The following is a 25,232-nucleotide window of genomic DNA, read 5'->3' on the forward strand; positions in this document are numbered from 1 at the left end:
GATTTTCATGTAACACAAATGAAACCGGGCGTTAAATATGCAAGTCCACCTGGCAAATGCAAGGATGCTGAAGCCACGCAAAAAAGGGCGCACCATCACGGCGCGCCCTTTTTAAATTTAACTACACAAACTTTAGCCTAACCATTTTGCAATCGATAACAACAGCACCAGCAGCATCCACAATAGCAAAGCGCGCCATACCAGTCCAACGGTACTTTGCAATGCGCGACTGCTCGCTTCTTCACCAACCGGCGCTTCCGTTTCCAGAGTGATGGAATCTACCGTCGTCGCATCGGCTGTAACGATCTCGGCGGCATTTTCAACGGAGGCACCAAGGCGTATGCCCATCGCCCCGCCGCCGGCAGAAAGGATGATGCCGACCGCTTCGTCCTGCCAGCGGCCTGCAAAATTACGCCAAGCATAAATCGCATCTTCAAAATTGCCCACAACTGCAAAGGCTGCAGCCGTCAGGCGAACCGGAATCCAGTCTATCCAGTAAAAGGCTTGCGCAGCAAAACGTCCAAATTCTTCACGCTCGGCAGTCTTTGGTTCGTTCCAGACGCGCGCCAGATATTCTGCAACCCGATACATGATGGCTCCGACCGGCCCCAATGGGGTCAGTATCCAGAAGAACACACCGAACACATTCCTGTGGGTGGTGACCAAGGCTTTCTCTACCGCGATCCGCGCAACTTCGCTGGCATCCATGCCCGCAGTATCGCGCTTGGTCCATTCGGCCAGTAGCGAACGTGCCGTCGCTTCGTCACCGTTATTCAATGCAATTTGAATCGACGTGAAGAAATGACTGTAATGGCGAAAGCCCATCGTCACGTACACCACGGCGACATTCACAATCAAGGCCGCCAACAGACCGATTTTGATACTGATCCAGTAGAGCAAGGCGGTCGGCACTGTGAATGCGAGAATCATCAATAGCCACGCAATACGCCCATGCTGTACCTGCCCCGCATTGAACGCACCCTCCAGTTTTGCAGCGAGTGCACGCGCACCTGAATAGACAGGATTGTCGGCACGCAAAGGCTTCAGTTGTTCGATCAGTAGCGCAAAGAGGATGGAAAAAAATGTCATTAAGGCGCCTTGTAAGTCAGTCAACCTATACGATAACGCAGCACTTGATCAGAATCAAATAAACAGGCGCAAAGCAAGGCTTGAGTTTGCACACTCCGCGTCTATGCACGCAAGAAGTGGAAAAGATTACGCAGCATACCTGCGGTCGCGCCCCAGATAAAGAAGCGTTCATAAGACATTACATAGAAAGTGCGATTTCCGGTAATGAATTCGGCGGTACGGCGTTGATGATGCATGCCATTCATCAGAAAAGACAACGGTACTTCGAATATCTCTGCGACCTCAAATGGATCTGCACGCATTTCAAATGGCGGCTGCACGATCGCAACCACGGGAGTGACTCTAAAACCGGTACCGGTATGATATTCAGGCAGCGTACCGATGACATCGATATGCACGCGATCGAGTCCGATTTCCTCTTCTGTTTCACGCAAGGCTGTTTCGATCGGTGACGCATCGTAAGCCTCCATACGACCGCCGGGAAAACTGATTTGACCGGCATGCGCGCTGAGATGGGCGGCTCTTTGCGTGAACAACAAAGTCGGTCCGTCATCACGCAATACGATAGGCAGCAATACGGCCGCATCCGTCAATGGCCCGGTCATCGGTCTGACTAAACGCTCTATCGTGATTTCCGGCGACCACTCGGGCGGATTCGAAAAACGGGCGCGCAAGGCATCCGCTCTCAATTGTTCCAGAGTAATTGCATCCTCACCTCCCAATGAATCAACAGGGAGTAATTCCGGATCGAAATGCAGTGTGGCCAATTCTTGTTCCTACATGCCAGGACTATCAATTACGCAATGCATCCCGCTTTGCAGCCAAGCCACCCACCGCTTATGAATCAGAATATATGAATCACCGCCGATGAACCCACTGCCTGATGCGGATGCAGATTGCGCACCGTTAATGAAAGGATAGCTGCACAATGTTCCTCATGCAGTATCATTTGATTGATGTTAAACCGGCAGCTGTTTAAGCACCAGCATTTAACAATTACGATTGTGCCATCAAAACAAAAAAGACACCCGAAGGTGCCTTTTTTGTTGATGCCGAATGACAGGCTGGATAAATCCAGTCTGATTATTCTGCCGCTTGTTTTGCAACAACGCGACGTTGTGGCAATTTTTCTTTGATACGTGCCGATTTGCCCGAACGATCGCGCAAGTAGTACAGTTTTGCACGACGTACATCACCGCGACGTTTCACTTCGATCGAAGCGATCAGTGGCGAGTAAAGTTGGAACGTACGCTCTACGCCTTCACCCGACGAGATTTTACGAACGATGAAGTTCGAGTTCAAGCCGCGATTGCGACGCGAAATCACGACGCCTTCGTAAGCCTGGGCGCGCTTGCGCGTACCTTCGACTACGTTGACGTTAACGATCACTGTATCGCCAGGAGCGAAGTCAGGGATGTTCTTTGCCAGGCGAGCAATTTCTTCTTGCTCTAATGTTTGGATCAGATCCATTTTTATTACTCCAATAACCATCTTGCCGGCGCCAGGTATTTCTAATATGCCCGGTAGAGGATGGGGTTACACATTGCAGGAACAGACTGCTTTCCTGCGCGATACTACAAACTACTGAACAACTTATTCGGTGCTACATACTACTTAAATACTGCTTAAAAACTTTTCATCGGAACGCGTCAGCAAACCTGCTGCGCGTGCCTTGATAATCATGTCCGGACGTTTCTTCGCGGTTGCTTCCAACGCACGCTCACGTCGCCATTTTTCAATCTCGACATGATGGCCACCCATCAATACTGCCGGCACCGTTGCACCTTCATAGTCTTCAGGTCGCGTGTAGTGCGGACAATCGAGCAAGCCATTTACAAAACTGTCTTCAACGGCAGAAGCATCATCGTGCAAGACGCCAGGCAACTGCCGGATCACTGCATCCATCAAGGCCATCGCCGGCAATTCACCGCCTGACAGCACGAAATCGCCAAGGCTGATTTCTTCATCGACGCAGGCATCGAGAAAGCGCTGATCGACTGCTTCGTAGCGACCACACAGCAAAACCAGACCTGGTTCAGCCGCTAACTGCATCACACGTTCGTGCGTCAACGCCTTGCCTTGCGGTGACATGTAAATCACACGAGGTGCAGGCAACTCACTTGCAATTTGCCGCTTCTTTGCTTCCAGCACCGCTGCCTGCAGCGGCTTGACCATCATCACCATTCCGGGACCGCCACCATAAGGCCGGTCATCGACGGTGCGATGTTTGTCGCTGGTGAAATCACGCGGATTCCACAATGCCAGTTCGCATTTCTTTTGTTCGAACGCACGTCGCGTAATACCCGACTGCGTAATCGCGGTAAACATTTCAGGGAACAGCGTGACGACATCAAATTGCATCTCGCCCACTCCTCAAAACGGACTGACTAATAGTCGAGTCCCCAGTCCACCGTAATTTTTTTCGCCGCCCGATCAACCGTAATGACGAACTGCTCGACAAACGGGATCAGCAACTCTTGCGCAGCTTTGGCATCATCGCCAGCATCAGTCGCCTGAGGAACTGCAACACGCAAGATAGGATGCGCGCCATTGTCCATCATGTCACTGACCCGACCCAGATGCTCGCCCTGCAAGTTTTCGACTTCCAGACCGATTAGATCGACCCAGTAAAATTCGTTGTCGGACAGCGCCGGAAAATGACTGCGCGGAATCTGTACGGCAGCACCTTTCAGCGCCTCCGCAGCATCTCGCCCTGCCACACCCATCAACTGCGCGACCACATCGCCGGAATGAATCTTGGATTGCATCATCGCCACGTCACGGAACTCTGGCTTATCCAGCCACCATGTCTTGGCATTCAACAACGCATCCGCATCGGCTGAATAGGGTCTGACCCGCACCCAGCCATTCAATCCATATGCACCGGAGATGTAACCAACCAGCACCAAATCTTCAGGAACTTTCATTCCCGATGCCGTTTGATTGGACAAAACTTAAGCTGCTGCTTTGCCGGCTTGCGCTTTACCAGCTTGAGCGACCAAACGTGCAACGGTAGGCGACAATTGTGCGCCTACGCCTTGCCAATAGGCCAGACGGTCTTGAGCGATACGAACGCTTTCTTCAGCGCCGGATGCTACCGGATTGAAGAAACCGATACGTTCGATGAAACGACCATCGCGGCGATTGCGCGAATCTGTAGCAACGATGTTATAAAAAGGGCGCTTTTTTGCACCACCACGAGCTAAACGAATAACGACCATAATATTTCCAAAAAGTGTCTGAACACGGAAAAAGCCGCAAATTATAGCCCAACTAGCGCAGCGGCCGCAACCTCATTCACGCCCTTTGCAACGGCGACGTGGCAAAACAGGGGAAATTTGTGCCGCAAACGCTAAAACATTGCATATTAACAACCTCCATCCATGCTTGCCGTTATCGCTTGCCGCCTGACATCTGCCGTTACAATACGCCGCGACACAGTCAAACCGCCATCCGGCCCATTTTCAGCAAAAACACCTCTTTTACCAGCGATCAAATTATATGGCCATCCGCCACAAGAATAAAACCCTCAGCACCCTGCTAGCAGCTCTGTTCGGCGGCTTGGGCGCGCATCGCTTTTATCTTTACGGAAAGAAAGACGTTTGGGCGTGGGTGCACGTTTTGGCGCTGCCACTTTCCATTTTTGCCGGTTTTATAGGCGCACTGGTGATCGGACTTACCCCTGACGAAAAATGGGATGCGCAGTACAACCCGCAGTCAGGTCGCAGCTCGAATTCGGGCTGGGCCGTGATTTTAATGGTCGTCGTTACCTTTGCGCTGGGTTCAACGGCCTTGATCGCCACTATCGCCCGCGCCTTTGACCTGTACCTGACTGGCGGCGCATTCGGTTGAATCGCTCGCAGGCAGCGACCCTGTAAACGACGACGACATCCCCATCACAGTGCATCACAGCTCGGCTGTGTGCAGCCGCAGTGCAATCTGGCAAGCTTTCATCCCGGAATGAAAGCCTGCTCCCTCTACCCGGATTTGAATCTCAGCATGGCACGCATAGTGCTTTTATGAAACATGCTATGGCATCGTCAGGATGCCTAATTCAAGTCAAAGAGGGAGTTTCAATGGCCATACGCTCTACGTCCGCTTCGATGGCAGTTGCCATCCTGGTTTTAGGCTGGTGTCTGAATATCGCCTCCGCGCAACCGGCACCGCCGGAAACCGCGCCGCCGGTTGCTGCGAACAGTGAAGCTCCCACCGCTGAAACAACGCCACCATTATTGACGGCACCGATGATCGTCGAGCCGGCTGCGGCTAGTTCCAATGCCGCATCGGCCGAACCAGTCGTTGCCGCACCGATGAGCAAACCCACACTGGTCGACGCCTCATCCATCAATTCGGGTGATACCGCCTGGTTATTGGCTTCCACCGCGCTGGTGTTATTCATGACGATTCCTGGCCTGGCCCTGTTTTACGCCGGCATGGTGCGCAAGAAAAACGTACTGACCACCATGGCACACAGTTTTGCCGTTACCTGCCTGGTCACCATCATTTGGGTCGTCATCGGCTACAGCTTGGCATTTACACCCAACTCACCATATATAGGCGGCCTGGATCGTGTTCTGTTAAACGGCATGGATTTTTTCAAGGAAACCGGCAAGCTGACCGTCAGTGAAATTGCACCGACGATTCCGGAAAGCGTGTTCGTGATGTTCCAGATGACATTCGCGATCATCACGCCAGCCCTGATCACCGGCGCCTTTGCCGAACGGATGAAATTTTCGGCACTGCTGATGTTCATCACTCTGTGGTCAATTTTTGTTTATTCACCCGTAGCGCATTGGGTATGGGAACCGACAGGCTGGTTGGCAGCACGCGGTGTTCTGGATTTTGCCGGCGGCACAGTCGTGCACATCAATGCCGGCGTGTCCGGCCTGGTGGCAGCAATCATCATCGGACCACGTCTGGGCTTCGGCAAAGAGCCGATGCCGCCGCACAATCTGGTGCTGACCGTTATCGGCGCTTCGATGCTGTGGGTAGGCTGGTTCGGCTTCAATGCCGGCTCAGCAGTGGCTGCAGATGGTCGCGCCGGCATGGCAATGCTGGTTACCCAAATCGCTACCGCAGTGGGTGCCTTGTCATGGATGTTCATAGAATGGGCGCGTCGGGGCAAACCTTCGGTACTCGGTCTGGTATCCGGTGCGGTTTCCGGCCTGGTCGCGATTACGCCGGCATCCGGTTTCGTCGGCGTCACGGGTGCACTGGTGATCGGTGCCGCCGCGGGCCTGGCCTGCTATCTGGGCGCAACCGCACTCAAATCCAGAATGGGTTATGACGACTCGCTGGACGTGTTCGGCGTGCATGCGATCGGCGGTATCGTCGGCGCTTTATTAACCGGCGTGTTTGCCGTCAAGAGCATAGGCGGCGTGGAAAGCAGTTTCGGCAATCAAGCTTTCGGCGTCATCGTCACCGTCGTCTTCTCGGCCGTCATGACGGCCATCATTCTGGGCATCGTCAATGCACTGGTCGGCTTGCGTGTCAGCGAAGAAGCCGAACGTGAAGGTCTCGATCTAGAACAACATGGTGAGCACGTACTATGAGCGATGAACACCACACACGGGCAGCTCTGGAAAATCAGGCATTTGCCCTGATGGGCCGGCTGCACGTCACATTACGCCGGCAAACCGGCCGGGTAACCGATATCGAGTACATGCGTATCGACCCGGCCTATTGCCGTTACCTATTGAAAATGGCATCCCTCTCGCCTATAGAAGACTTGCAGGAATTAGGCGTCAAACTGCAGGACATTTTCTTTGGTCCTGAGGGTTTATTCGTGGTCGCGGAACCCAAACCACCCTTGATTGCGCGCATGACCGAACACGCTGCAGCACCGCCTGCAGCGGCAGCCCCTGCGGCAACGGCACCCGCCGATAATGGCGATCCGGTCGATCGCGGTTACATCGGCCGTTTGCGCTAGCACCGATCGCAGGAGCGACGCGCGAGTTTGGTCGGGCGGCTCATTAGCGTCCGACAGGCAGTCATTCAGAACTGATCTTCATCCAGCGCCAATACACCGCTGCTACCGTCCAAAATCGCACTGCGATATCCAGCAGCCTGCGACAAATAATGATCGGCAAAGAAACGCGCGGTCGCAACCTTTGCCGCATAAAACTTCGCGTCGCCATCTTTCGCATCCAGCTTCTGTTGCGCGACCAATGCAGCGCGCGCCATTTGCCAGCCACCCAGCACGATACCGGCCAGTTTTAGATACGGCACACTGCCCGCAAACACGCCTTTGATATCGGATTGAATATTCGCCACCACATACGCCACGACTGCGTCGAGCGCGCCTGCAGCGGAGGCAAGATGTTTGCCTATCGCCTGCAAATCGGCAGATGACGATGCTCCCAATGCGGCTTCCGTTTCTCGTACGCGAGCAATGATGTCACGCGCCACCGCGCCGCCATCGCGCACAGTTTTGCGACCGACCAGATCGTTGGCTTGAATCGCCGTCGTGCCTTCGTAAATCGTCAGAATGCGGGCATCGCGATAATATTGCGCAGCGCCTGTTTCCTCTATAAAGCCCATGCCGCCGTGTATTTGCAAGCCGGTGGATGCGACATCAATCGACATCTCAGTCGACCAGCCTTTGATGACCGGCACCAAGAACTCATAGAAAGCCTGATTGCTGCTGCGTACTTTTTCATCAGTGTGATGATGTGCAATATCGAACGCCGCAGCACCTACATACGCCAGCGCACGCGCAGCTTCTATCTGCGCCCGCATAGCCATCAACATGCGCCGCACGTCCGGTTGATGAATGATGGAAACCGCCGTCGCCGAACCTTCCAGGTCTTTCGACTGCACGCGATCTTTCGCATACGCGACGGCTTTTTGATACGCACGTTCCGCCACCGCGATGCCTTGCATGCCGACAGCAAAGCGCGCCGCGTTCATCATGATGAACATGGTTTCCAGCCCGCGATTTTCCTGTCCGATCAAGGTGCCGATGGCACCGCCGTGATCGCCGAACTGCAATACCGCCGTCGGACTCGCCTTGATGCCCAGCTTGTGTTCGATGGATACGCAAAATGCATCATTGCGCTCGCCCAGCGAACCATCTGCATTGACCAGAAACTTCGGCACGACAAACAGCGATATCCCTTTCACGCCTTCCGGTGCATCCGGCGTGCGCGCCAGTACGAGGTGGATGATGTTCTCCGCCATGTCGTGTTCGCCGTAGGTAATGAATATCTTGGTACCAGAAATCTTGTACGTACCATCGCCCTGCGGAATTGCACGCGAGCGCACCATCGCCAGATCGGAGCCGGCTTGCGGCTCGGTCAGGTTCATCGTGCCGGTCCATTTACCGGAAATGAAATGAGGGAGAAATTTTTCTTTTTGCTCGTCCGAGCCAGCCGTCATCAACGCCTCGATCGCACCATCGGTCAGCAACGGACATAAGGCAAAAGACAGGTTGGCTGCATTCAGCATTTCCATGCAAGGCGTCGCCACCAGTTTCGGCAAACCCTGTCCGCCAAAATCGACAGGATGCTGCACGCCCTGCCAGCCGGCCTCGCCGTATGCCTTGAATGCTTCCTTGAAGCCGGGCGTGGTCGTGACCTTGCCGTCTTTCCATGTACTTGGATGTTGATCGCCAGTCTTGTTGAGCGGCGCAATCACTTCACTGCAAAAGCGTGCGTTTTCTTCCAGCACCGCTTCTACCGTTTCCGGCGTGGCATCTTCGCAACCCGGCAAGGCATTGACGGCTTTCAGATCGGCCAACTCGTTCATCACGAACAGCATGTCTTTTAACGGTGCGACGTAGCTCATGCAAAGCTCCTAAAGAAAATGGGCAGGACGTTCAGTAAATCGCAGTGTGCCAGAAAAAATCCCGAACACACCACAACTCGCCTTCACGTCCCGCCCACTTCTTTTACAGATGGCAATTTTTGCCACCTGCATATTACGTATTTCTTTAGCCCAGCTCAGCAACGAGCTTAGGCACGATCTCGAACAGATCGCCCACGATGCCGTAATCCGCCACCGAGAAGATAGGCGCTTCCGCATCCTTGTTGATTGCCACGATCACTTTGGAATCCTTCATGCCGGCCAGATGCTGGATCGCGCCCGAGATACCAACCGCGATATACAAATCAGGCGCAACGATCTTGCCGGTTTGACCGACTTGCCAATCGTTAGGCACGTAGCCCGCATCAACTGCGGCACGCGATGCGCCCATCGCAGCACCGAGTTTGTCGGCCAGAGGTTCGAGGATCTTGAAGCTTTCTTCCGAGCCCATGCCGCGACCGCCGGAGACGACGATTTTCGCAGCCGTCAACTCAGGACGTGCCGAGGTTGCCAGCTCGCGCGACACGAATGATGACTTGCCGGAATCGGCAACCGCAGTCACGTTTTCCACAGTCGCCGCGCCGCCTTCTGCTGCGGAATCGAACGTCGTCGTACGCACAGTGATTACTTTGATCGCATCCGACGATTGCACGGTTGCGATTGCATTACCAGCATAAAACGGACGCTCGAAAGTATCGGCGGAAATGACTTTAGTGATTTCTGAAATTTGCGCAACATCGAGCTTGGCAGCTATACGCGGCAAAATGTTTTTACCGTAGGCCGTTGCCGGTGCGAGGATATGCGAATAGTTGCTGGCGAGTGCCAGCGCTTGTGCCGCGACATTTTCTGCCAGGCCATCGGCAAATTGTGCGCCGTCGGCTACCAGTACCTTGGCTACGCCTGCAATTTTTGCAGCGGCTTGTGCTGCTGCATCGGCTTGATGGCCGGCGATCAAAACGTGCACCTCGCCACCGCATTGAAGCGCGGCAGTAATCGTGTGCAGGGTGCTGCCTTTTAAGGAGGCGTTATCGTGTTCGGCAATGACAAGTGCGGTCATGATGATTTCCTGTAATTGTTCCAACCATGCGGCTGCATCTGTTGATGCGCAGTCGCAGCAGGTGATTAAATAACTTTGGCTTCGGTCTTCAGTTTGGCAACCAAGGTCGCCACGTCCGGCACGATGATGCCGGCGGAACGCTTGGCCGGCTCGGTCACTTTCAGCGTTTTCAAACGCGGTGTGACATCGACGCCCAGATCGGCTGGCTTGACGTTATCCAGCGTTTTCTTTTTGGCCTTCATGATGTTGGGCAGCGTCACATAACGCGGTTCGTTCAAACGCAGATCTGTCGTGACGATCGCCGGCAATGTCAGCGAGACTACTTCCATGCCGCCATCGACTTCACGCGTCACCTTGACCCGGGGCGCGTCAGCCTTGGAGTCATCGACTTCAATCTTCGATGCGTAAGTTGCTTGCGGCCAGTCGAGCAAGGCTGCCAGCATTTGACCGGTCTGGTTGGCGTCGTCATCGATCGCCTGTTTACCCAGAATGATCAGTTGCGGCTGCTCTTTGTCGGCGATCGCCTTCAACAGTTTGGCCACGGCCAAAGGCTGCAACTCGACATCGGTTTCCACCAGGATGGCGCGGTCGGCACCGATGGCCATCGCGGTACGCAGGGTTTCCTGCGATTGCAGGACGCCGCAAGAAACGGCAATGATCTCGGTGACCTTGCCGGCTTCTTTCAAGCGCGTCGCTTCTTCCACGGCGATTTCATCGAAGGGATTCATCGACATTTTGACGTTGGCGATATCGACACCGGATTGATCCGATTTGACGCGGACCTTGACGTTGTAATCAACCACACGTTTGACTGGAACCAGCACTTTCATAGCTCTGCCTTTGAAAAAAATCAGAATGACATAAATGTAAATTGGGAACGATTATAAACGGAAGTGCAAGCGGACTTCCGTATCGGCGATTCAGGCTGGCATGCGCAGACTAGACCACAAAGCCGAAACGCCACGCGACATCCGGCCTTGAAACACCGATATCAACATGGGGAATAACAGAGTGTCAGGCACGGTGCGCCCGTAGCGTGCATGCGCACAAAGGGGAATTGCGGTGGAACAGACTGGCAGAAAAAAGCAGCTTGATGTCGCTCTTACTTGCGTTTCATGAAGAAGGTGAATACGTCGTTCTCTTCTCTCTGCTCTACCAATTCATTACCGGTTTGCTTGGAAAACGCCTGAAAATCGCGCACGGAACCAGGATCGGTTGCCTGCACACGCAAGATCTGACCCGTGGTCATATCCGCCAGCGCCTTCTTCGTCTTCAATATTGGTAAAGGGCAATTCAAACCTCGTGCATCGAGGTCCTTGGTAAATTCCATTGATTTTCTCTCACATCAATCACTATTGAGGAACGGGCGATTCTACTCCCAAACCCAGACGGGTGAAACCTGATGCGGCGATGATTGGCATTTAAGTATCATCCCCGCACCTACTGCCATTACAAAATAGACCAGTCAGGAGCGGCCGGCGACTTATCAAACCGCTTGGCTGCCTTGACGCCATGCGCGATATTCGTCAAAAACAGAATGTCGCGATATGCCGCCAGATCAAAGCCTGCGCGAGCGCCATCCCGCTCGTCTATCAACAGGTTTTCGAGGAACGACAGCAAGGCTTCCGTATGCCACAGTTGAACTATGCGATCCATGACCACCGGGAAACCTTCCAGACCGCGCGAATTCTCCGGGGCAGCTGCGTCATCATCCCAGGGGGCGACGCGCGCGTTGAATACGCTCATGAAACGTGCTGCCATCTGTTCGTACTTGTTGCGTTCTCCGGCAAGGCGGTAGAGGTCGATCAGATTGAGCCAGTGCACAGGGGACGTCGGTCTTTCATGGTCCGGCTTGGCTTCCAGCACTTCAATTGCGCGCAACGGCTGATTCATGTTCAACCAGAACTCCGCCTGCTGCATCTCGTCCGAAATTTCCTCCGCAGTCGATACTTTCAAGCGATTGTCATAATATTGATCGCCATCGTCGAATGAGGCTGCTGCTGCTGCCACCTTCGCCACGACTGCCGCCGCCGACGGTTCTTGCTCTGCCGAGTCATTTGCCGGGGATGTCCCTGCATCTGCGATTGGTGCGATTGGCGCGAGTGGGGCAACCGTCTGCTCGACCTCCCAGCCGCGTTCAGGGTAAGGATATTCATCGTAAGGAACGATTTGCTGCCAGGAAGAAGTCTCCACATTCGTACGTATCCTGTGCATGCGCCACATCAGCCAACCAATCGCAACCAGGCAGACCAACAGCAAAAAATAAAGCAGATAATCGCTCGACGTCGAAGCCTGATTTTTCTGTGCCGCTTCGAGCGCAGTGAGTTGAAGGTTGTTCTGTTTACGCAGATCTTCCGTCTTGTTTTCCAGCGTCTGTATTTTTTCCATCAACTGCGTCATCGCTAACGCCTGCGCCGCCTGGGCCAGCGCGGCGGCATCTTCGGCAGGTGCTGGAGCAGGAACGACAGCCGGCTGGTCTGCGGCGACAACAGGTTGCGTAGTAGTCGTAGCCGCAGATGCGGACGCCGGTGGAAGCGCCGCACCACGCAAGGCATAACTCAGCAACAGATGAACACCTGCCTTGCCATCCAGCGGATGCGGCCCAAGCCCATCACTCTGACCCAAACGCAGCACATTTTTGACAGGTTCGGATGGTTTGTCGCGTTCTTTTTTGCGGGATGCGCGCGCCTCCACTGGCGCTGCTGCCGCGCTTGCGTCAGTGGCGACTACAGGCTCGGCCTGAACACGACGACGCGGTTTTTTCACAGGCTTGTCGCCAGCCGCAGCGTTCGTGGCTTGCGCCGCAGATTCGCTTGACGGCATTACGGGCTGCGGCGACTCCTGTTGACGCGTAACGACAGGCAATGCGCGGCTCGGTACAGGATCGAGAAGAATCGTGTATTCGCGCTTTATGTGTGGTGGACAGGTATAGCTGACGATGAGTGACGCAGCAGGTTCATTGATGTTGCGTGTAGTCGCCAGCCTGATGAGTGCGTTCTCTGCCTGCAGGGCAACGGTAACGCCTCCCAGCGAGACGCCATCCAGGGATTGCAAGGAACCCTTGAAGCAAAGCGCCTCGGCCTTGCCTGCGTCATCACCCAGCAATCCGATCTGGACTTTGAGTGGTTGGCCCAGTGCGGACTGCAAGCGCATTTCTCCGAAGCCCCAGGCCAAGGCAGACGAGGCAGAAAACATGGCGATCAAAAATGCGCAGAGTCGAACAAAAGAAGGCAACACGCCTCCGACATCACGCGCAAAAACCGCAGATGCAGACAATGCCGGATGGTTGATGCTTATACTCACAATTTCCCTGTTGCAACACTTGCGAATTCTGTGCCGCCTATCGAAGATGGGAGATGCACATTGATTCGTCTACTACGGAATTGCGTATCGAAATGAGGGCAGAAGATACCATGTAGCATAAGCATTATTTACGCCACGCAATCTGGTAACGGCACGAATTTGCAATCATTAACAAAAATTGCAGGCAAAGAATAAAAAAAGCGACACGGCAATTTTGCCGCGTCGCTTTTTTGTTGCCGTAGAGAATTATCGCTCGCGATCGGAGCGATTAAAAATGCATCAGCTTCGTTCGTTCACCCAGGCTGCCACGCCTTTCAAGGCTGCCGGCAAACCGCTGGCATCGGTGCCGCCGGCTTGCGCCATATCGGCACGACCGCCACCTTTGCCGCCCACTTGCTGCGCAACAAAGTTAACCAACTCGCCCGCTTTAACCTTGCCGGTTGCATCGGCTGTGACACCGGCGATCAGGCTGACCTTGCCGTCGTTGACTGCAGCCAGAACGATGGCAGCAGTTTTCAGCTTGTCTTTCAAGGTATCCATCGTGGTACGCAAGGTTCCCGCATCGGCATTTTCCAGTGTCGCTGCCAAGACCTTGATGCCGTTGACGTCGATTGCCTGCGACAACAGATCGTCGCCTTGCGAAGAAGCGAGCTTGCCTTTCAGCGCATTGACTTCACGTTCCAGCGTTTTCATTTGATCCAGCACTTGCATCAAACGCGTTTGCAATTCAAGCGGTGGCGACTTCAAGGTCGCTGCTGCACTGTGCACAGTCGCTTCCAGGTCTTGCAGATAGCTCAAGGCATTTGCGCCGGTAATCGCTTCGATACGACGTACGCCGGCAGCAACGCCGCTCTCGCCGATGACCTTGAACAAACCAATATCGCCGGTGCGGGTGACGTGCGTACCACCGCACAATTCGCGACTGGAACCGATGTCGAGCACGCGTACGCTTTCGCCGTACTTTTCGCCAAACAGCATCATCGCGCCGGTTTTTTGCGCAGATTCGATATCCATCACACGTGCTTGCGTATCCGAGTTCGCGAGGATTTCTGCATTAACGCGCTTTTCGATTTCGAGTATCTGTTCATGCGTGACCGCCGCATTGTGGGCAAAGTCAAAACGCGTTTTGTCAGCATCGACCAGCGAACCTTTTTGCTGCACATGGTCGCCCAGCACTTCGCGCAAAGCCTTGTGCATGATGTGCGTGACCGAGTGATTGCGCATGGTGGCGGCACGACGTGCGCCATCGACGGCAGCTTTTACCTTGTCGCCGACCTTCAAGCTGCCTTGCATCTGCACGCCATGATGACCATAGACATCCGCCTTGATCTTTTGCGTATCTTCGACACCGAACTGCACGCCCTCGGCCGAGACACAGCCCTGGTCGCCCACCTGACCGCCGCTTTCTGCATAGAACGGCGTGTTGTCGAGTACGACGATACCGGCCTGGCCTTCTTTCAATTCATTGACCGCAGTGCCTTCGAAATACAAGCCAACCACGCTTGCGTCTTCTTCCAGATTTTCGTAACCCGTGAAGACATTGCCCGCGCCTGTGTATTCCACTGCGCGTTCCATCTTGAACTTGCCTGCTGCGCGGCCTGCGGCTTTTTGTTTTTCCATCGCGGCATTGAAGCCTGCTTCATCGACGGTGAGACCATTTTCACGGCAAACATCAGCGGTCAAATCAAGAGGGAAGCCAAAGGTGTCATGGAGTTTGAAGGCCACATCACCTGGCAACTTGAATTCAGGAGTACTGCCATCAAGTTCTTGATTAGTCTTGGTAAGTACTTTATCCAACTTGAACGAGCGCTCTAAAATTTCCATACCGTTAGCCAGCGTTTCAAAGAAGCGCTCTTCTTCGGCTTTCAGTACATCGGTAATGCGTTGTGCATCGGCTTGCAGCTTGGGATAAGCGGCACCCATTTGCTCGACCAGGTCTTTCACCAGCTTGTGGAAGAAAGGTTTTTTCTGGCCCAGCTTGTAACCGTGACGGATCGCGCGGCGAATGATGCGGCGCTGTACATAGCCGCGACCTTCGTTCGATGGAATCACACCGTCGGCCACCAGGAATGCGGTTGCACGGATGTGATCGGCGATCACGCGCAAAGAATTGTTTTTCAGGTCGGTAGTGTTTGTTTCACGTCCAGCAGCCTTGATCAAAGCTGCGAAGGTATCGATCTCGTAGTTGCTGTGCACGCCTTGCAGAATCGCTGCCAGACGTTCCAGACCCATGCCGGTATCGACGCAAGGTGCAGGCAACGGCTTGACCGAACCGTCTTCCGCCATGTCGAACTGCATGAACACGTTGTTCCAGATTTCGATGAAGCGATCGCCGTCTTCATCCGGGCTGCCCGGAGGACCGCCGGCGATATGCGGGCCGTGATCGTAGAAAATTTCCGAGCAAGGGCCGCAGGGGCCGGTGTCCGCCATCATCCAGAAATTGTCCGACTTGTAGCGTCCGCCCTTGTTGTCGCCGATGCGGATTACGCGTTCAGGCGGCAAGCCGATTTCCTTGGTCCAGATGTCGTAGGCTTCCTGATCTTCAATATAGACCGTGGCCAGCAGCTTCTCGCCCGGAAGGCCGTAGACCTTGGTCAACAGTTCCCACGACCACATCAGCGCGTCGCGCTTGAAGTAATCGCCGAAGGACCAGTTGCCCAGCATTTCGAAGAAAGTATGGTGACGCGCGGTATAGCCGACGTTTTCCAGATCGTTGTGTTTGCCGCCAGCGCGCAGGCAGGCTTGCACCGACGTCGCACGCACATACGGGCGCTTGTCTTCGCCCAGAAACACGTCCTTGAACTGGACCATGCCCGAGTTGGTGAACATCAGGGTCGGGTCGTTGCCAGGAACCAGCGGGCTGGACGGCACGATGGTGTGGCCTTTGGACTCAAAGAACTTCAGGAATTTTTCGCGGATTTCGGACGAGTTCATGTTGTGGCTAATGTAAGGAAATTGGCGTTGCAAAGCGGCGATTATACGGTATATGCGTCTGCGATAAGCGCATAACAAGCCCCGGCTTTGTGCTTGAAACAACAGTAAAACAGCAGCAGGGCCGGAGCAAAAGAGCAGGCAAATATGACCCGCTGCGCCAATTTTCAGATGGATTCAAACCGGGCAAGCGGGTTTCAGCGCAGCACCGTCGCTGCGCCGCTGAAGTTGGGGCCGATCACATCAATGCGATCGGTGCAAAAGCCATCCACGCCCCAAGACAGGATTTCCGTCGCGCGTGCCGCGTGGTTGACGGTATAGCAAAACAGCCCGAAACCGGCATCCTTCACCGCGCGTGCCAGCAGCGGCGTCAGGTTCTTGTGGCTGGTCATCAAGGCGATCGCACCCAGCGCCAGCAAGCGCTCGTGCCAATCGGGCGGAATTTCATCGACCAAAAACCCGCGTGGAATATCCGGCGCCGCCAGTTGCGCCGCCTGCAAAGCCTCAAACGAAAACGAAGATAGTAGCGGCAAGGTCGCGGATGACCTGTCCAGCACCGATTCAAACAAGCGCCGCGTCGTCTGCGCCACCACCCAGCCGGTCTGGTCCTCGAAGCCGGGGACAGGCTTGATCTCGATATCCATCCAGATCGCGTTGTGCATGCAAAAAGCGGCAACCTGCTCGAAGGTCGGCACCGGCTCGCCTATGAATTCTTCGCCAAACCACGCGCCCGCATCGCGCGCCGCCAGCTCCTGCGCCGTAAAGTCGGCGACACAGCCCTCGCCCGCAATCGTGCGGCCAAAGTTCGGATCGTGCATCACCACCGGCACGCCATCCTTTGCCAGCATCACGTCGAATTCAACCGCATGGAAGCCATGATTGAGTCCGCAGCGCATCGCCGCAATCGTGTTTTCCGGTGCCAGCACACCGCCACCGCGATGCGCCACAATTTTTGGATAAGGCCACATACATCGTTCCCGTCATCAAGTCTGTCTTCAGTTTATAACAGCGTGCGCGACTCGCTATAGAATGTGCAAGTCTTGCGCAGCCGTACCTCGTGTTACCTGTTGCGTCTGCCTGTGTTGCCGGTGTTGAATGATGGCGCTGCACATTACCCATATCACGCATATCAATGACAATATCCATCATCCGCATACATGACAGACACGCGCAAGCCGATTAAATTCATTCAGGTTGCCGTAAGCTTCCTGATAGTTAATACATGCTGACTTAAACATGCTGACTTAAATTCATGGCCGACTTGATACTCCGCCGCAAATAGAGAGCCGCCAGTACGACGCCGTGAGCCAATTCACTTTACCCATCACAGATCAGGACCACACCATGCCGTCATTTGACTGGAACAATCCCTACCCATCGATACGCCAACCCTTGTTCGCGCGCAATACTGTCGCGACCTCGCAACCGCTGGCGGCACAAGCCGGCCTGCGCATGCTGCTCAAGGGCGGCAATGCCGTTGATGCCGCCATCGCAGCAGCAGCGGCGCTGACCATCGTGGAGCCGGTATCGTGCGGTCTCGGCAGCGATGCCTTTGCGCTGGTGTGGGACGGCAATCAGTTGCACGGCTTGAACGGCTCCGGCACCTCACCTGCCGCATGGAACGTCGATTACTTCAAGCAAAAACACAATGGTGTATTCCCCGAACGCGGCTGGGATACGGTCACCGTTCCCGGTGCGATTGCGAGCTGGGTCGCGCTGTCGGATAAATTCGGCAAACTGCCTTTCGCCGATCTACTGGAACCGGCGATCGAGCTGGCTGCACGCGGTCACATGGTGTCGCCGGTGGTGCAAAAGAAATGGGGCAACGCGATCCCGATCTTGCAAAATCAACCTGGCTTCGCGCAAGCTTTCATGCCGCACGGCCGCGCCCCGCACGTCGGTGAAAACTTCGTCTTCGCCGATGCTGCAGAATCCCTGCGCAAAATTGCAGAAACCAAGGGCGAAGCCTTCTATCGCGGCGAACTGGCCCACGCCATCGTCAACTATGCGAAAGAACATGGTGGCGCAATGACCTTGGCTGACCTCGCCGGCTTCAAACCAGAATGGGTCACGCCTATCCAGAAAAATTACGCCGGCCACACCGTGCATGAGATCCCGCCTAACGGCCAGGGCATCGCCGCATTGATCGCGCTCGGCATCCTCGACAAGCTCGACGTCGCGCGCTTCCCGGCCGATTCGGTCGAAGCGCAGCACCTGCAAATCGAAGCGATGAAACTCGCCTTTGCCGACACCTATAAATGGGTCGCCGATGAAAAGTACATGACGCAAGTCAGCGTCAAGGATTTGCTCGACGATGCGTACCTGACCGAACGCGCAAAAATGATCGATCTGCAACAAGCCAATCGCTTCAGCTACGGCACGCCGCCAAAGGGCGGCACCATCTATTTAACAGCCGCCGATGAAAACGGCATGATGGTCAGCTTCATCCAGTCCAATTACATGGGCTTCGGCTCCGGCGTGGTGGTTCCCGGCACCGGCATCAGCTTGCAGAATCGCGGCCACAGCTTCAACCTCAGCGCCACGCATCCGAACTGCGTCGCACCGAACAAGCGTCCTTTCCACACCATCATCCCGGGCTTCCTGACTAAAGATGGTCAGCCGCAAATGAGCTTCGGCGTCATGGGCGGCAACATGCAACCGCAAGGCCATGTGCAAACCCTGATCCGCATGCTGTCGTATAACCAGCAGCCGCAAGCAGCCTGCGATGCACCGCGCTGGAAGGTCAACGTCGGCATGTCGGTCGATGTCGAAGAAGCGATGGCACCGGACGTGCGCGCCGCCCTGCTCGCACGCGGCCACAAGATAGAGAACATCGCCGACAGCTATATGGATTTCGGTTCCGGCCAGTTCATCTGGAAAACCGAAAACGGCTACATCGCTGCCAGTGATCAACGCCGCGACGGGCAGGCCGTCGGGTATTAGGTTCAGCATTAAATCCAGCATCAAGTACATTAGCAAGTTGGCTAGTCGCCGGGTATTTTTTGGCCACCAACATCGGCAGCGGCGACTAAAATAAACATGATGTCGCCGCACTGATATCCCATGTTTATGGGGGTGTCTGCGAAGAAACTTTGGGTTCTAATGGAAGCCGTCTTCCATGAAAGGATTCTTATGTCTGACGTCGCGGCATCCCCGGCATTATCTGAAGCCCCGCCATCCGAGCCATGCGGCATAGGCGGCTGGCTGCTGCTGCCGGCGCTGGCGATGGCGCTCAGCCCGCTGCGCATCGCCTACGACTTTTATCAAAACTTTTTCCCCATCCTCAGGCCCTCGCTATGGCTCGCGCTGCTGAGCACCAAGTCGGGCATGTACAACCCGCCTTTGGCCTTGCTGCTATCGTGGGAAATCATCGTTAATATCCTCCTCTTAGCTCTCACGCTGTGGCTTGCATTCCTGTTTTTCAAAAAGCAAAAACAGGTTCCAACACTGTATGTAGGCTGGCTGGTCCTTATCTGCATACTGCAAATGGCCGATATATTTTTCGCCTCGTTTGTCCCCGCGCTAGCGCAACAACAAAATGGCAGCTTATACGTCGAGCTGATAAAAACCTTGATCGCCAGCGCGATCTGGATACCTTATTTCCTCAAATCGAAGCGCGTCAAAAATACCTTTGTGAACGATGCTGAAATCAAGTGGCCGGGATCGACCTGGCCTTGATGCGATCATGGCGCACATCGCTAACTGAATAGCCTGCAGTCGCGCAGTTATTTCGCTTACTGCATAAGCGACATTCATCAAATGAATCTCTCGCCGACAAAGCGTTGTCGGCGCGTTGCAATCCTCCGACATCGCAAACGCATTCATCAGAATATTCCCGAATTCTTCGCGGAATTCACGTTCTGGTAACAACGCCGTCATGGCTTTGTGAGAACATCAATTTTGATGTGACCCGCGATGTGGTCCGCGATGTGACCGGCTATATGAACTGCAAGCGTCGTGCGCACGAATCCTGCTTATGCATGTTGTGCAATCGTTGTGCAATTTGTTCGGGTCCTCGTCCATCAAACATGGCGCTCATCCAGCAAGCTCATATAGCACGATGATGCAGCGCGGTCATGCAGGATTTTCATGCATCAGAAATTGGAGAATCAATGAAACGCAGTGAAGTTCGCCACAAGATCCAAAACACCAGTCTCGGCTTCCTCGCCGGTTATGTAGATACCCTCGGTTTCGTTGCACTGTTTGGATTATTTACTGCACACGTAACGGGCAACTTCGTACTCATCGGCGCAGAAATGGCGCATCCTCAGGGCGGCCCGCTGCTGCTCAAAATTCTCGCCTTCCCTGCCTTCATTTTCGGCGTCGTGTTCACGCGCCTGATGATTGCCGCGCTGCTCAAATATAACTTCCATGCGCTGTGGTACTGCTACATCCTCGAACTGCTGTTGCTGATCGCCTTCATGGTCGCCGGCATCAAGGCCAGCCCGATTGGTGCGGAGCCGACGCTGATGGCAGAAATCGCCGGCCTCATCGGTGCCACCGCGATGGGCTCGCACAGCGCCTGCGGTCGCTTGCTGCTGTCGCACCTGGCACCGACCGCCATGATGACCGGCAACGTCACGCAACTGGTCATCGACGCGGTCGATGTCGTACGCGGTGCCGCCGACAACATGGTCAAGCAGCGCTTTATCAAGTTTCTGTGGCCGGTCATTGCCTTTGCCGTTGGCGCAGTCGGCGCGGCGTTCGCCTATCAGTTCGCCGGTTTCTACGCGCTGTCGCTGCCTATCGTGATTCTGATGTTCCTGATGTACGTCGAGCGCGGCGCAATGCACAGGACCCAGAACATGCCCAAAGTCGTGCCCAAGGCCTAGTTCAGATCGGGGCAAAAACTGGCGGCGGATGCATTCCGCCGCCAGTTGCGCTCCTGACGCCTTGCTCTGAGCCGTTCCGTATCGCCTGCTGCGCCTTCTCCAGCACTGCCTATATGGCTGCTTAATCGCTGCCTAATCGCTGCCTACATCGCTGACGCCACCTCGCCGTCACCGCGCACAGCCGCCCGTTTCAACCCCGCTCGCCGTGCAATCCGGGATCATATCCAGACAGCCCGCATATAGTGCGCAAGCACAGCGGGCGCTACGGTAAAATGCCCGTTACTTCTTAATTTGCGCACCCAGCAAGGCACAAGCATCCATGAGCAACGATTCAAAAAACGGCAACAACACTGCATCGCCTAACCCGGCCAGCTCCAATTTCCTGCGCGGCATCATCGAAGCCGATCTCGCCGCCGGCAAACATGACAAACGCGTAGGCAAGGACGGCCAGCCGCTGCCTAGCGTCATCACCCGCTTCCCGCCGGAGCCTAACGGTTACCTGCACATCGGCCACGCCAAATCGATCTGTCTCAACTTCGGCCTGGCGCGCGATTACGCCGGCCGCTGCAACCTGCGCTTCGACGATACCAATCCGACCAAGGAAGAACAGGAATACGTAGACACCATCATCGACAGCGTCAAATGGCTGGGCTTCGACTGGAAGGAAGGCGACAAGGAATACCTGTACTTCGCCAGCGACTACTTCGACCAGTTGTATGCAATGGCCGAATACCTGATCACCGCCGGTCACGCCTACGTCGATAGCCAATCCGCTGAAGACATGCAGAAGAATCGCGGCAACTTTGGCGAACCGGGCAAGAACTCGCCGTTCCGCGATCGCCCTGCTGCAGAATCGCTGGACCTGTTCCGTCGCATGAAGGCGGGCGAATTCAAGGATGGCGAACACATCCTGCGCGCCAAGATCGACATGGCCTCACCGAACATGAACATGCGCGACCCTGCGATCTATCGCATCCGTCACGCACATCACCATCGCACCGGCGACAAATGGTGCGTCTACCCGATGTACGATTACGCGCATCCACTGGAAGACGCGATTGAAAACATCACGCACTCGATCTGCACGCTCGAATTCCAGGATCACCGTCCGTTCTACGACTGGATCCTGGAACGCACAGCCGAAGGCGGCTTCTTCAGCAAACCGCTGCCGCATCAATACGAATTCGCACGCCTCAACCTGACCTACGCCATCACCAGCAAACGCAAGCTGCTGCAACTGGTCGAAGAAAACATCGTCGACGGTTGGGACGATCCGCGCATGCCAACCATCGTCGGCATCCGTCGCCGCGGCTTTACGCCAGAATCAATTCAACTCTTCGCAGAACGCATAGGCGTCGCCAAGGTAGATAGCTGGATCGACATGAGCACGCTCGAAGGCGCACTGCGCGATGACCTCGACGAGAAGGCACCACGCGCCATCGCCGTCCTGCGTCCGCTCAAACTGATCATCGACAATTTCCCGGAAGGCGAAACAGTCGAATGCAGCGCGCCCGTCCATCCGCATCATCCGGAACGCGGCAACCGCACATTCCCGATCAGCAAAGAACTGTGGATAGAACAAGAAGACTTTATGGAAGTGCCAAGCAAAGGCTACTTCCGCCTCTTCCCCGGCAACAAGGTACGCCTGCGTTACGGCTACGTAGTTGAATGCGTGGGCGCGGACAAGGATGCAGACGGCAACATCACCGCCGTCCATTGCACCTATTTCCCCGACAGCAAATCCGGCACCGAAGGCTCCGCCAATTACAAAGTCAAAGGCAATCTGCACTGGGTCAGCGCCGCCCACGCGCTCGAAGCCGAAGTACGTTTATACGACCGTCTCTTCACCGACCCGCAACCCGATGCAGGCGGCAAGGACTTCAAGCTCGCATTGAATGCGAACTCAAAAGAAATCGTCAAAGCATTTGTAGAACCGGGCGTCACAGCGGTGCAGCCGGATGAGAAACTGCAGTTTGAACGTCACGGTTATTTTGTGGCGGATCGCATGGACAGCAAGGCTGGGAAGCCTGTGTTTAATCGGGTAGTGACGTTGAAGGATAGTTGGGGCAGCAAGTAATTCGAACATCTCTAAAAATAGGCACCGAAGGGTGCCTATTTTTTTCAATCTAGTTAATGGATAAAAGGAGAATATATGGCAAAGAATGATGCTGTTCTGCTAGATGGAATTATTCAAGATCGAATGGCTCTCGATATGTTGGATCGCGGAGAAGCATTTGAGATGTTCTCATTTCAACAAATTCTAAAAAGCTATGACTTAACAAGAGATGAAATTGAATCTGGTTGGGTAGACGGTAAAGATGACGGTGGGATTGACGGTTTCTATATTTTCGTAAATGGAGTTTTATTACGAAACCTAAACAATCAAGTATGGCCTAAGAAAAACGCCGAAATAGACATCTGGATTATTAGCTGCAAACATAAAGATTCATTCAAACAAGTTGCGCTAAATACTTTATTTCCTACAATTGAAGAGCTTTTAGACTTTAGTAAGGCTCCGTCCGAATTTGAAGGTCATTATTCAGAACGTCTACTCAAAGCACGGCAAACAGCGGTCCAAGCGTATCTTTCAACGGCAAGCGCTTTACCTTCATTAAATTTTTATTTTGCGTATGCGTCTAGAGGCGATTTAACCGAATTAAGCTCAAATATTGAGGCACGCGGAAAGCAGATTAAAAGAATCGTTAATGACTATTTCAGTGCAGCGACGGTCTCCATTGAATATTTTGGGGCCACAGAACTAATCGCACTTCATCGAAAAGCAAGAGTAATCCTTGAACTTCCCTTTATAAAAGAATTGAGTCAGGAACAAAATGCATATGTATTGCTAGTTCCCATCGACGTCTACGCAGATTTCGTCAGCGATGAACATGGTCAATTAAGAAGATATCTTTTTGATTCCAATGTCCGTGATTTCTTAGGTGACAATCGCGTTAATCAAGATATCGCAAACTCATTAGACAACAGCCAGTCTCCAGATTTTTGGTGGTTAAATAATGGCGTCACAATCTTGGCTACAAACGCGATGCCTCTCGGGCGGACAAAAGCAGGTAATGCTATTCAATTACATGATGTGCAAATTGTTAATGGTTTGCAGACTACGCAGTCAATTTTTAATTACTTTAAATCAGCCGAAGCCAATGCCAACGGGAGATGCGTTTTAGTTAAAGTAATTATTTCGGAAGATGACATCGTACGAGATTCGATTATTCAAGCAACCAATAATCAAAGTCTGGTGGAGTTGGCGGGTTTAAATGCTACAGACAAAATTCAAAGAGACATTGAAGAAATTTTGGAGAGAAACGATCTCTATTACGAGCGCCGCAAGAATCATTATAAAAACATAGGCAAACCGATAGAGAAGTTTGTTACCCCTCTGTTGTTAGCAGTTTCTGTTGTCGCATTAGTTAAAAAGTCACCAAGTAAAGCTGGTTTATTGAAAACTAGATTTATGAGAAACCCTACAAGTTACGAAGAGATTTTCTCGGAAAAATTTCCAATTGAACTTTGGCCCAAGCTTGCTGGAGTTATTAAGGCTGTGGAAAATGGAATGATTGCTACCGTTCCCAAATTAAAGGCGACAGGTAATCGTGTACTTGGAAATTGGAGAGGCGCAGTTGCTTTATGTGTAATGGCGAAACTACATGGAACTTTCAACTTCAACCAAAAACATATTTTGGAAACAGAAATTGATTCAATTTCGCAAGATTTTGTCGAGTCCGTTTTCGTTAGCCTACGTAAATTGCGCTCTTTTAAAGAAGATGAAATACGCGTCACAAACACCGACAAATTGTGTCAAATATTTTGTCGGCAAGAAGACCTTGCTGGCATAGAAGTTATCGGCTGCTGGAACATGCCTAGCGGCACAAAAAATCGCTGGCTGGAACGAAATACTCAACTTGCGAATGAAGCCCCCATAGACCCAGAGACGCTTATTCTTATAGGTAATTCTCTTCCTAAGCAGCCTTGGCCGCCAGGCGTTCACGTAGATATTTCAAGAAAATTAGATCTTGATAAAAAATTTATTCAGAAAGCAATTAATCAACTAATTAAAGCAGGAGTACTTGAGCATCAATACGACGGCGTCGTTGTGAACTCCAATGGCTATGTAACTGCGATAGACAAGAAGCGGGCCGATCCAAGATATAAAATCGGCGATAAATATGGTTGAGTACCAAATTCTTTGACAGGGCACTCCT

21 protein-coding genes are annotated in these 25,232 nt (G+C 53.7%); 8 read left to right on the top strand and 13 right to left on the bottom strand.

Features of this window, described 5'->3' with window-relative positions; all coding sequences use genetic code 11:
- Window positions 1-132: 132 nt before the first annotated feature.
- The 6 genes from ACFQO0_RS03630 to rpsP all read right to left on the bottom strand — a co-directional run bounded on the left by ACFQO0_RS03630 (window position 133) and on the right by rpsP (window position 4,310).
- On the bottom strand, window positions 133-1,089 hold the full coding sequence (locus ACFQO0_RS03630) for a CobD/CbiB family protein (protein WP_382232668.1): 957 nt from the start codon (window positions 1,087-1,089) through the stop codon (window positions 133-135).
- Between the two features lie 101 nt (window positions 1,090-1,190).
- Window positions 1,191-1,856 carry a CoA pyrophosphatase gene (locus tag ACFQO0_RS03635; RefSeq protein ID WP_382232669.1) on the bottom strand — a complete coding sequence of 222 codons (666 nt, stop codon included), beginning with the start codon at window positions 1,854-1,856 and terminating at the stop codon, window positions 1,191-1,193.
- A 316-nt stretch (window positions 1,857-2,172) separates the two neighbouring features.
- Window positions 2,173-2,559: a 50S ribosomal protein L19 gene (gene rplS / locus ACFQO0_RS03640; RefSeq protein ID WP_382232670.1), complete on the bottom strand. Its 387-nt coding sequence runs from the start codon at window positions 2,557-2,559 to the stop codon at window positions 2,173-2,175.
- Window positions 2,560-2,703: 144 nt separating this feature from the next.
- Window positions 2,704-3,450, bottom strand: a complete 747-nt coding sequence (gene trmD, locus ACFQO0_RS03645) for a tRNA (guanosine(37)-N1)-methyltransferase TrmD (RefSeq protein WP_382232671.1) — start codon at window positions 3,448-3,450, stop codon at window positions 2,704-2,706.
- 26 nt (window positions 3,451-3,476) lie between these two features.
- On the bottom strand, window positions 3,477-4,016 hold the full coding sequence (gene rimM / locus ACFQO0_RS03650; RefSeq protein WP_382232672.1) for a ribosome maturation factor RimM: 540 nt from the start codon (window positions 4,014-4,016) through the stop codon (window positions 3,477-3,479).
- Between the two features lie 27 nt (window positions 4,017-4,043).
- Window positions 4,044-4,310: a 30S ribosomal protein S16 gene (gene rpsP / locus ACFQO0_RS03655; protein ID WP_382232673.1), complete on the bottom strand. Its 267-nt coding sequence runs from the start codon at window positions 4,308-4,310 to the stop codon at window positions 4,044-4,046.
- 280 nt (window positions 4,311-4,590) lie between these two features.
- Here rpsP and ACFQO0_RS03660 point away from each other — a divergent pair, with 280 nt between their 5' ends.
- The 3 genes from ACFQO0_RS03660 (at window position 4,591) to ACFQO0_RS03670 (ending at window position 7,018) form a co-directional block, all read left to right on the top strand.
- Window positions 4,591-4,941: a TM2 domain-containing protein gene (locus tag ACFQO0_RS03660; RefSeq protein ID WP_382232674.1), complete on the top strand. Its 351-nt coding sequence runs from the start codon at window positions 4,591-4,593 to the stop codon at window positions 4,939-4,941.
- A gap of 224 nt (window positions 4,942-5,165) precedes the next feature.
- Entirely contained in the window at window positions 5,166-6,641 is a 1,476-nt protein-coding gene (locus ACFQO0_RS03665; RefSeq protein WP_382232675.1) for an ammonium transporter, read from the top strand.
- Window positions 6,638-7,018 carry a hypothetical protein gene (locus tag ACFQO0_RS03670; RefSeq protein WP_382232676.1) on the top strand — a complete coding sequence of 127 codons (381 nt, stop codon included), beginning with the start codon at window positions 6,638-6,640 and terminating at the stop codon, window positions 7,016-7,018. Before ACFQO0_RS03665 ends, ACFQO0_RS03670 begins: the two co-directional genes overlap by 4 nt.
- Window positions 7,019-7,083: 65 nt before the next feature.
- On the opposite strand, the gene ACFQO0_RS03675 is transcribed toward ACFQO0_RS03670, so the two are convergent.
- From ACFQO0_RS03675 to ugpQ, 7 genes are all read right to left on the bottom strand, one after another.
- Window positions 7,084-8,874, bottom strand: coding sequence for an acyl-CoA dehydrogenase (locus tag ACFQO0_RS03675; RefSeq protein ID WP_382232677.1), 1,791 nt, complete (start codon window positions 8,872-8,874; stop codon window positions 7,084-7,086).
- A gap of 145 nt (window positions 8,875-9,019) precedes the next feature.
- Window positions 9,020-9,949: an electron transfer flavoprotein subunit alpha/FixB family protein gene (locus ACFQO0_RS03680; protein ID WP_382232678.1), complete on the bottom strand. Its 930-nt coding sequence runs from the start codon at window positions 9,947-9,949 to the stop codon at window positions 9,020-9,022.
- A 65-nt stretch (window positions 9,950-10,014) separates the two neighbouring features.
- Entirely contained in the window at window positions 10,015-10,779 is a 765-nt protein-coding gene (locus ACFQO0_RS03685; RefSeq protein ID WP_382232679.1) for an electron transfer flavoprotein subunit beta/FixA family protein, read from the bottom strand.
- A 272-nt stretch (window positions 10,780-11,051) separates the two neighbouring features.
- Entirely contained in the window at window positions 11,052-11,279 is a 228-nt protein-coding gene (locus ACFQO0_RS03690) for a sulfurtransferase TusA family protein (RefSeq protein ID WP_382232680.1), read from the bottom strand.
- Between the two features lie 119 nt (window positions 11,280-11,398).
- Window positions 11,399-13,252 (bottom strand): type IV pilus assembly protein FimV, encoded by a 1,854-nt coding sequence (locus ACFQO0_RS03695; RefSeq protein ID WP_382232681.1) that lies wholly within the window; start codon window positions 13,250-13,252, stop codon window positions 11,399-11,401.
- 279 nt (window positions 13,253-13,531) lie between these two features.
- On the bottom strand, window positions 13,532-16,186 hold the full coding sequence (gene alaS, locus ACFQO0_RS03700) for an alanine--tRNA ligase (RefSeq protein WP_382232682.1): 2,655 nt from the start codon (window positions 16,184-16,186) through the stop codon (window positions 13,532-13,534).
- 194 nt (window positions 16,187-16,380) lie between these two features.
- A complete protein-coding gene (gene ugpQ / locus ACFQO0_RS03705; RefSeq protein ID WP_382232683.1) occupies window positions 16,381-17,151 on the bottom strand; it encodes a glycerophosphodiester phosphodiesterase in 771 nt (256 codons plus the stop codon).
- A gap of 376 nt (window positions 17,152-17,527) precedes the next feature.
- On the opposite strand from ugpQ, the gene ACFQO0_RS03710 reads away from it, so the two are divergent.
- The 5 genes from ACFQO0_RS03710 to ACFQO0_RS03730 all read left to right on the top strand — a co-directional run bounded on the left by ACFQO0_RS03710 (window position 17,528) and on the right by ACFQO0_RS03730 (window position 25,204).
- Window positions 17,528-19,126: a gamma-glutamyltransferase family protein gene (locus ACFQO0_RS03710; RefSeq protein ID WP_382232684.1), complete on the top strand. Its 1,599-nt coding sequence runs from the start codon at window positions 17,528-17,530 to the stop codon at window positions 19,124-19,126.
- Window positions 19,127-19,315: 189 nt separating this feature from the next.
- The gene (locus ACFQO0_RS03715; protein WP_382232685.1) at window positions 19,316-19,861 is read left to right on the top strand and encodes a DUF2569 domain-containing protein; all 546 of its coding nucleotides are present in this window, start codon (window positions 19,316-19,318) and stop codon (window positions 19,859-19,861) included.
- 434 nt (window positions 19,862-20,295) lie between these two features.
- Window positions 20,296-21,015, top strand: a complete 720-nt coding sequence (locus ACFQO0_RS03720) for a YoaK family protein (protein ID WP_382232686.1) — start codon at window positions 20,296-20,298, stop codon at window positions 21,013-21,015.
- A 319-nt stretch (window positions 21,016-21,334) separates the two neighbouring features.
- On the top strand, window positions 21,335-23,092 hold the full coding sequence (locus ACFQO0_RS03725) for a glutamine--tRNA ligase/YqeY domain fusion protein (protein WP_382232687.1): 1,758 nt from the start codon (window positions 21,335-21,337) through the stop codon (window positions 23,090-23,092).
- Window positions 23,093-23,167: 75 nt separating this feature from the next.
- The gene (locus ACFQO0_RS03730; protein WP_382232688.1) at window positions 23,168-25,204 is read left to right on the top strand and encodes an AIPR family protein; all 2,037 of its coding nucleotides are present in this window, start codon (window positions 23,168-23,170) and stop codon (window positions 25,202-25,204) included.
- The last annotated feature ends 28 nt before the right edge of the window (window positions 25,205-25,232 follow it).

It is taken from the genome of Herminiimonas aquatilis, from assembly GCF_042665175.1.
Classification (GTDB): Bacteria; Pseudomonadota; Gammaproteobacteria; order Burkholderiales; family Burkholderiaceae_D; genus Oxalicibacterium; species Oxalicibacterium aquatilis.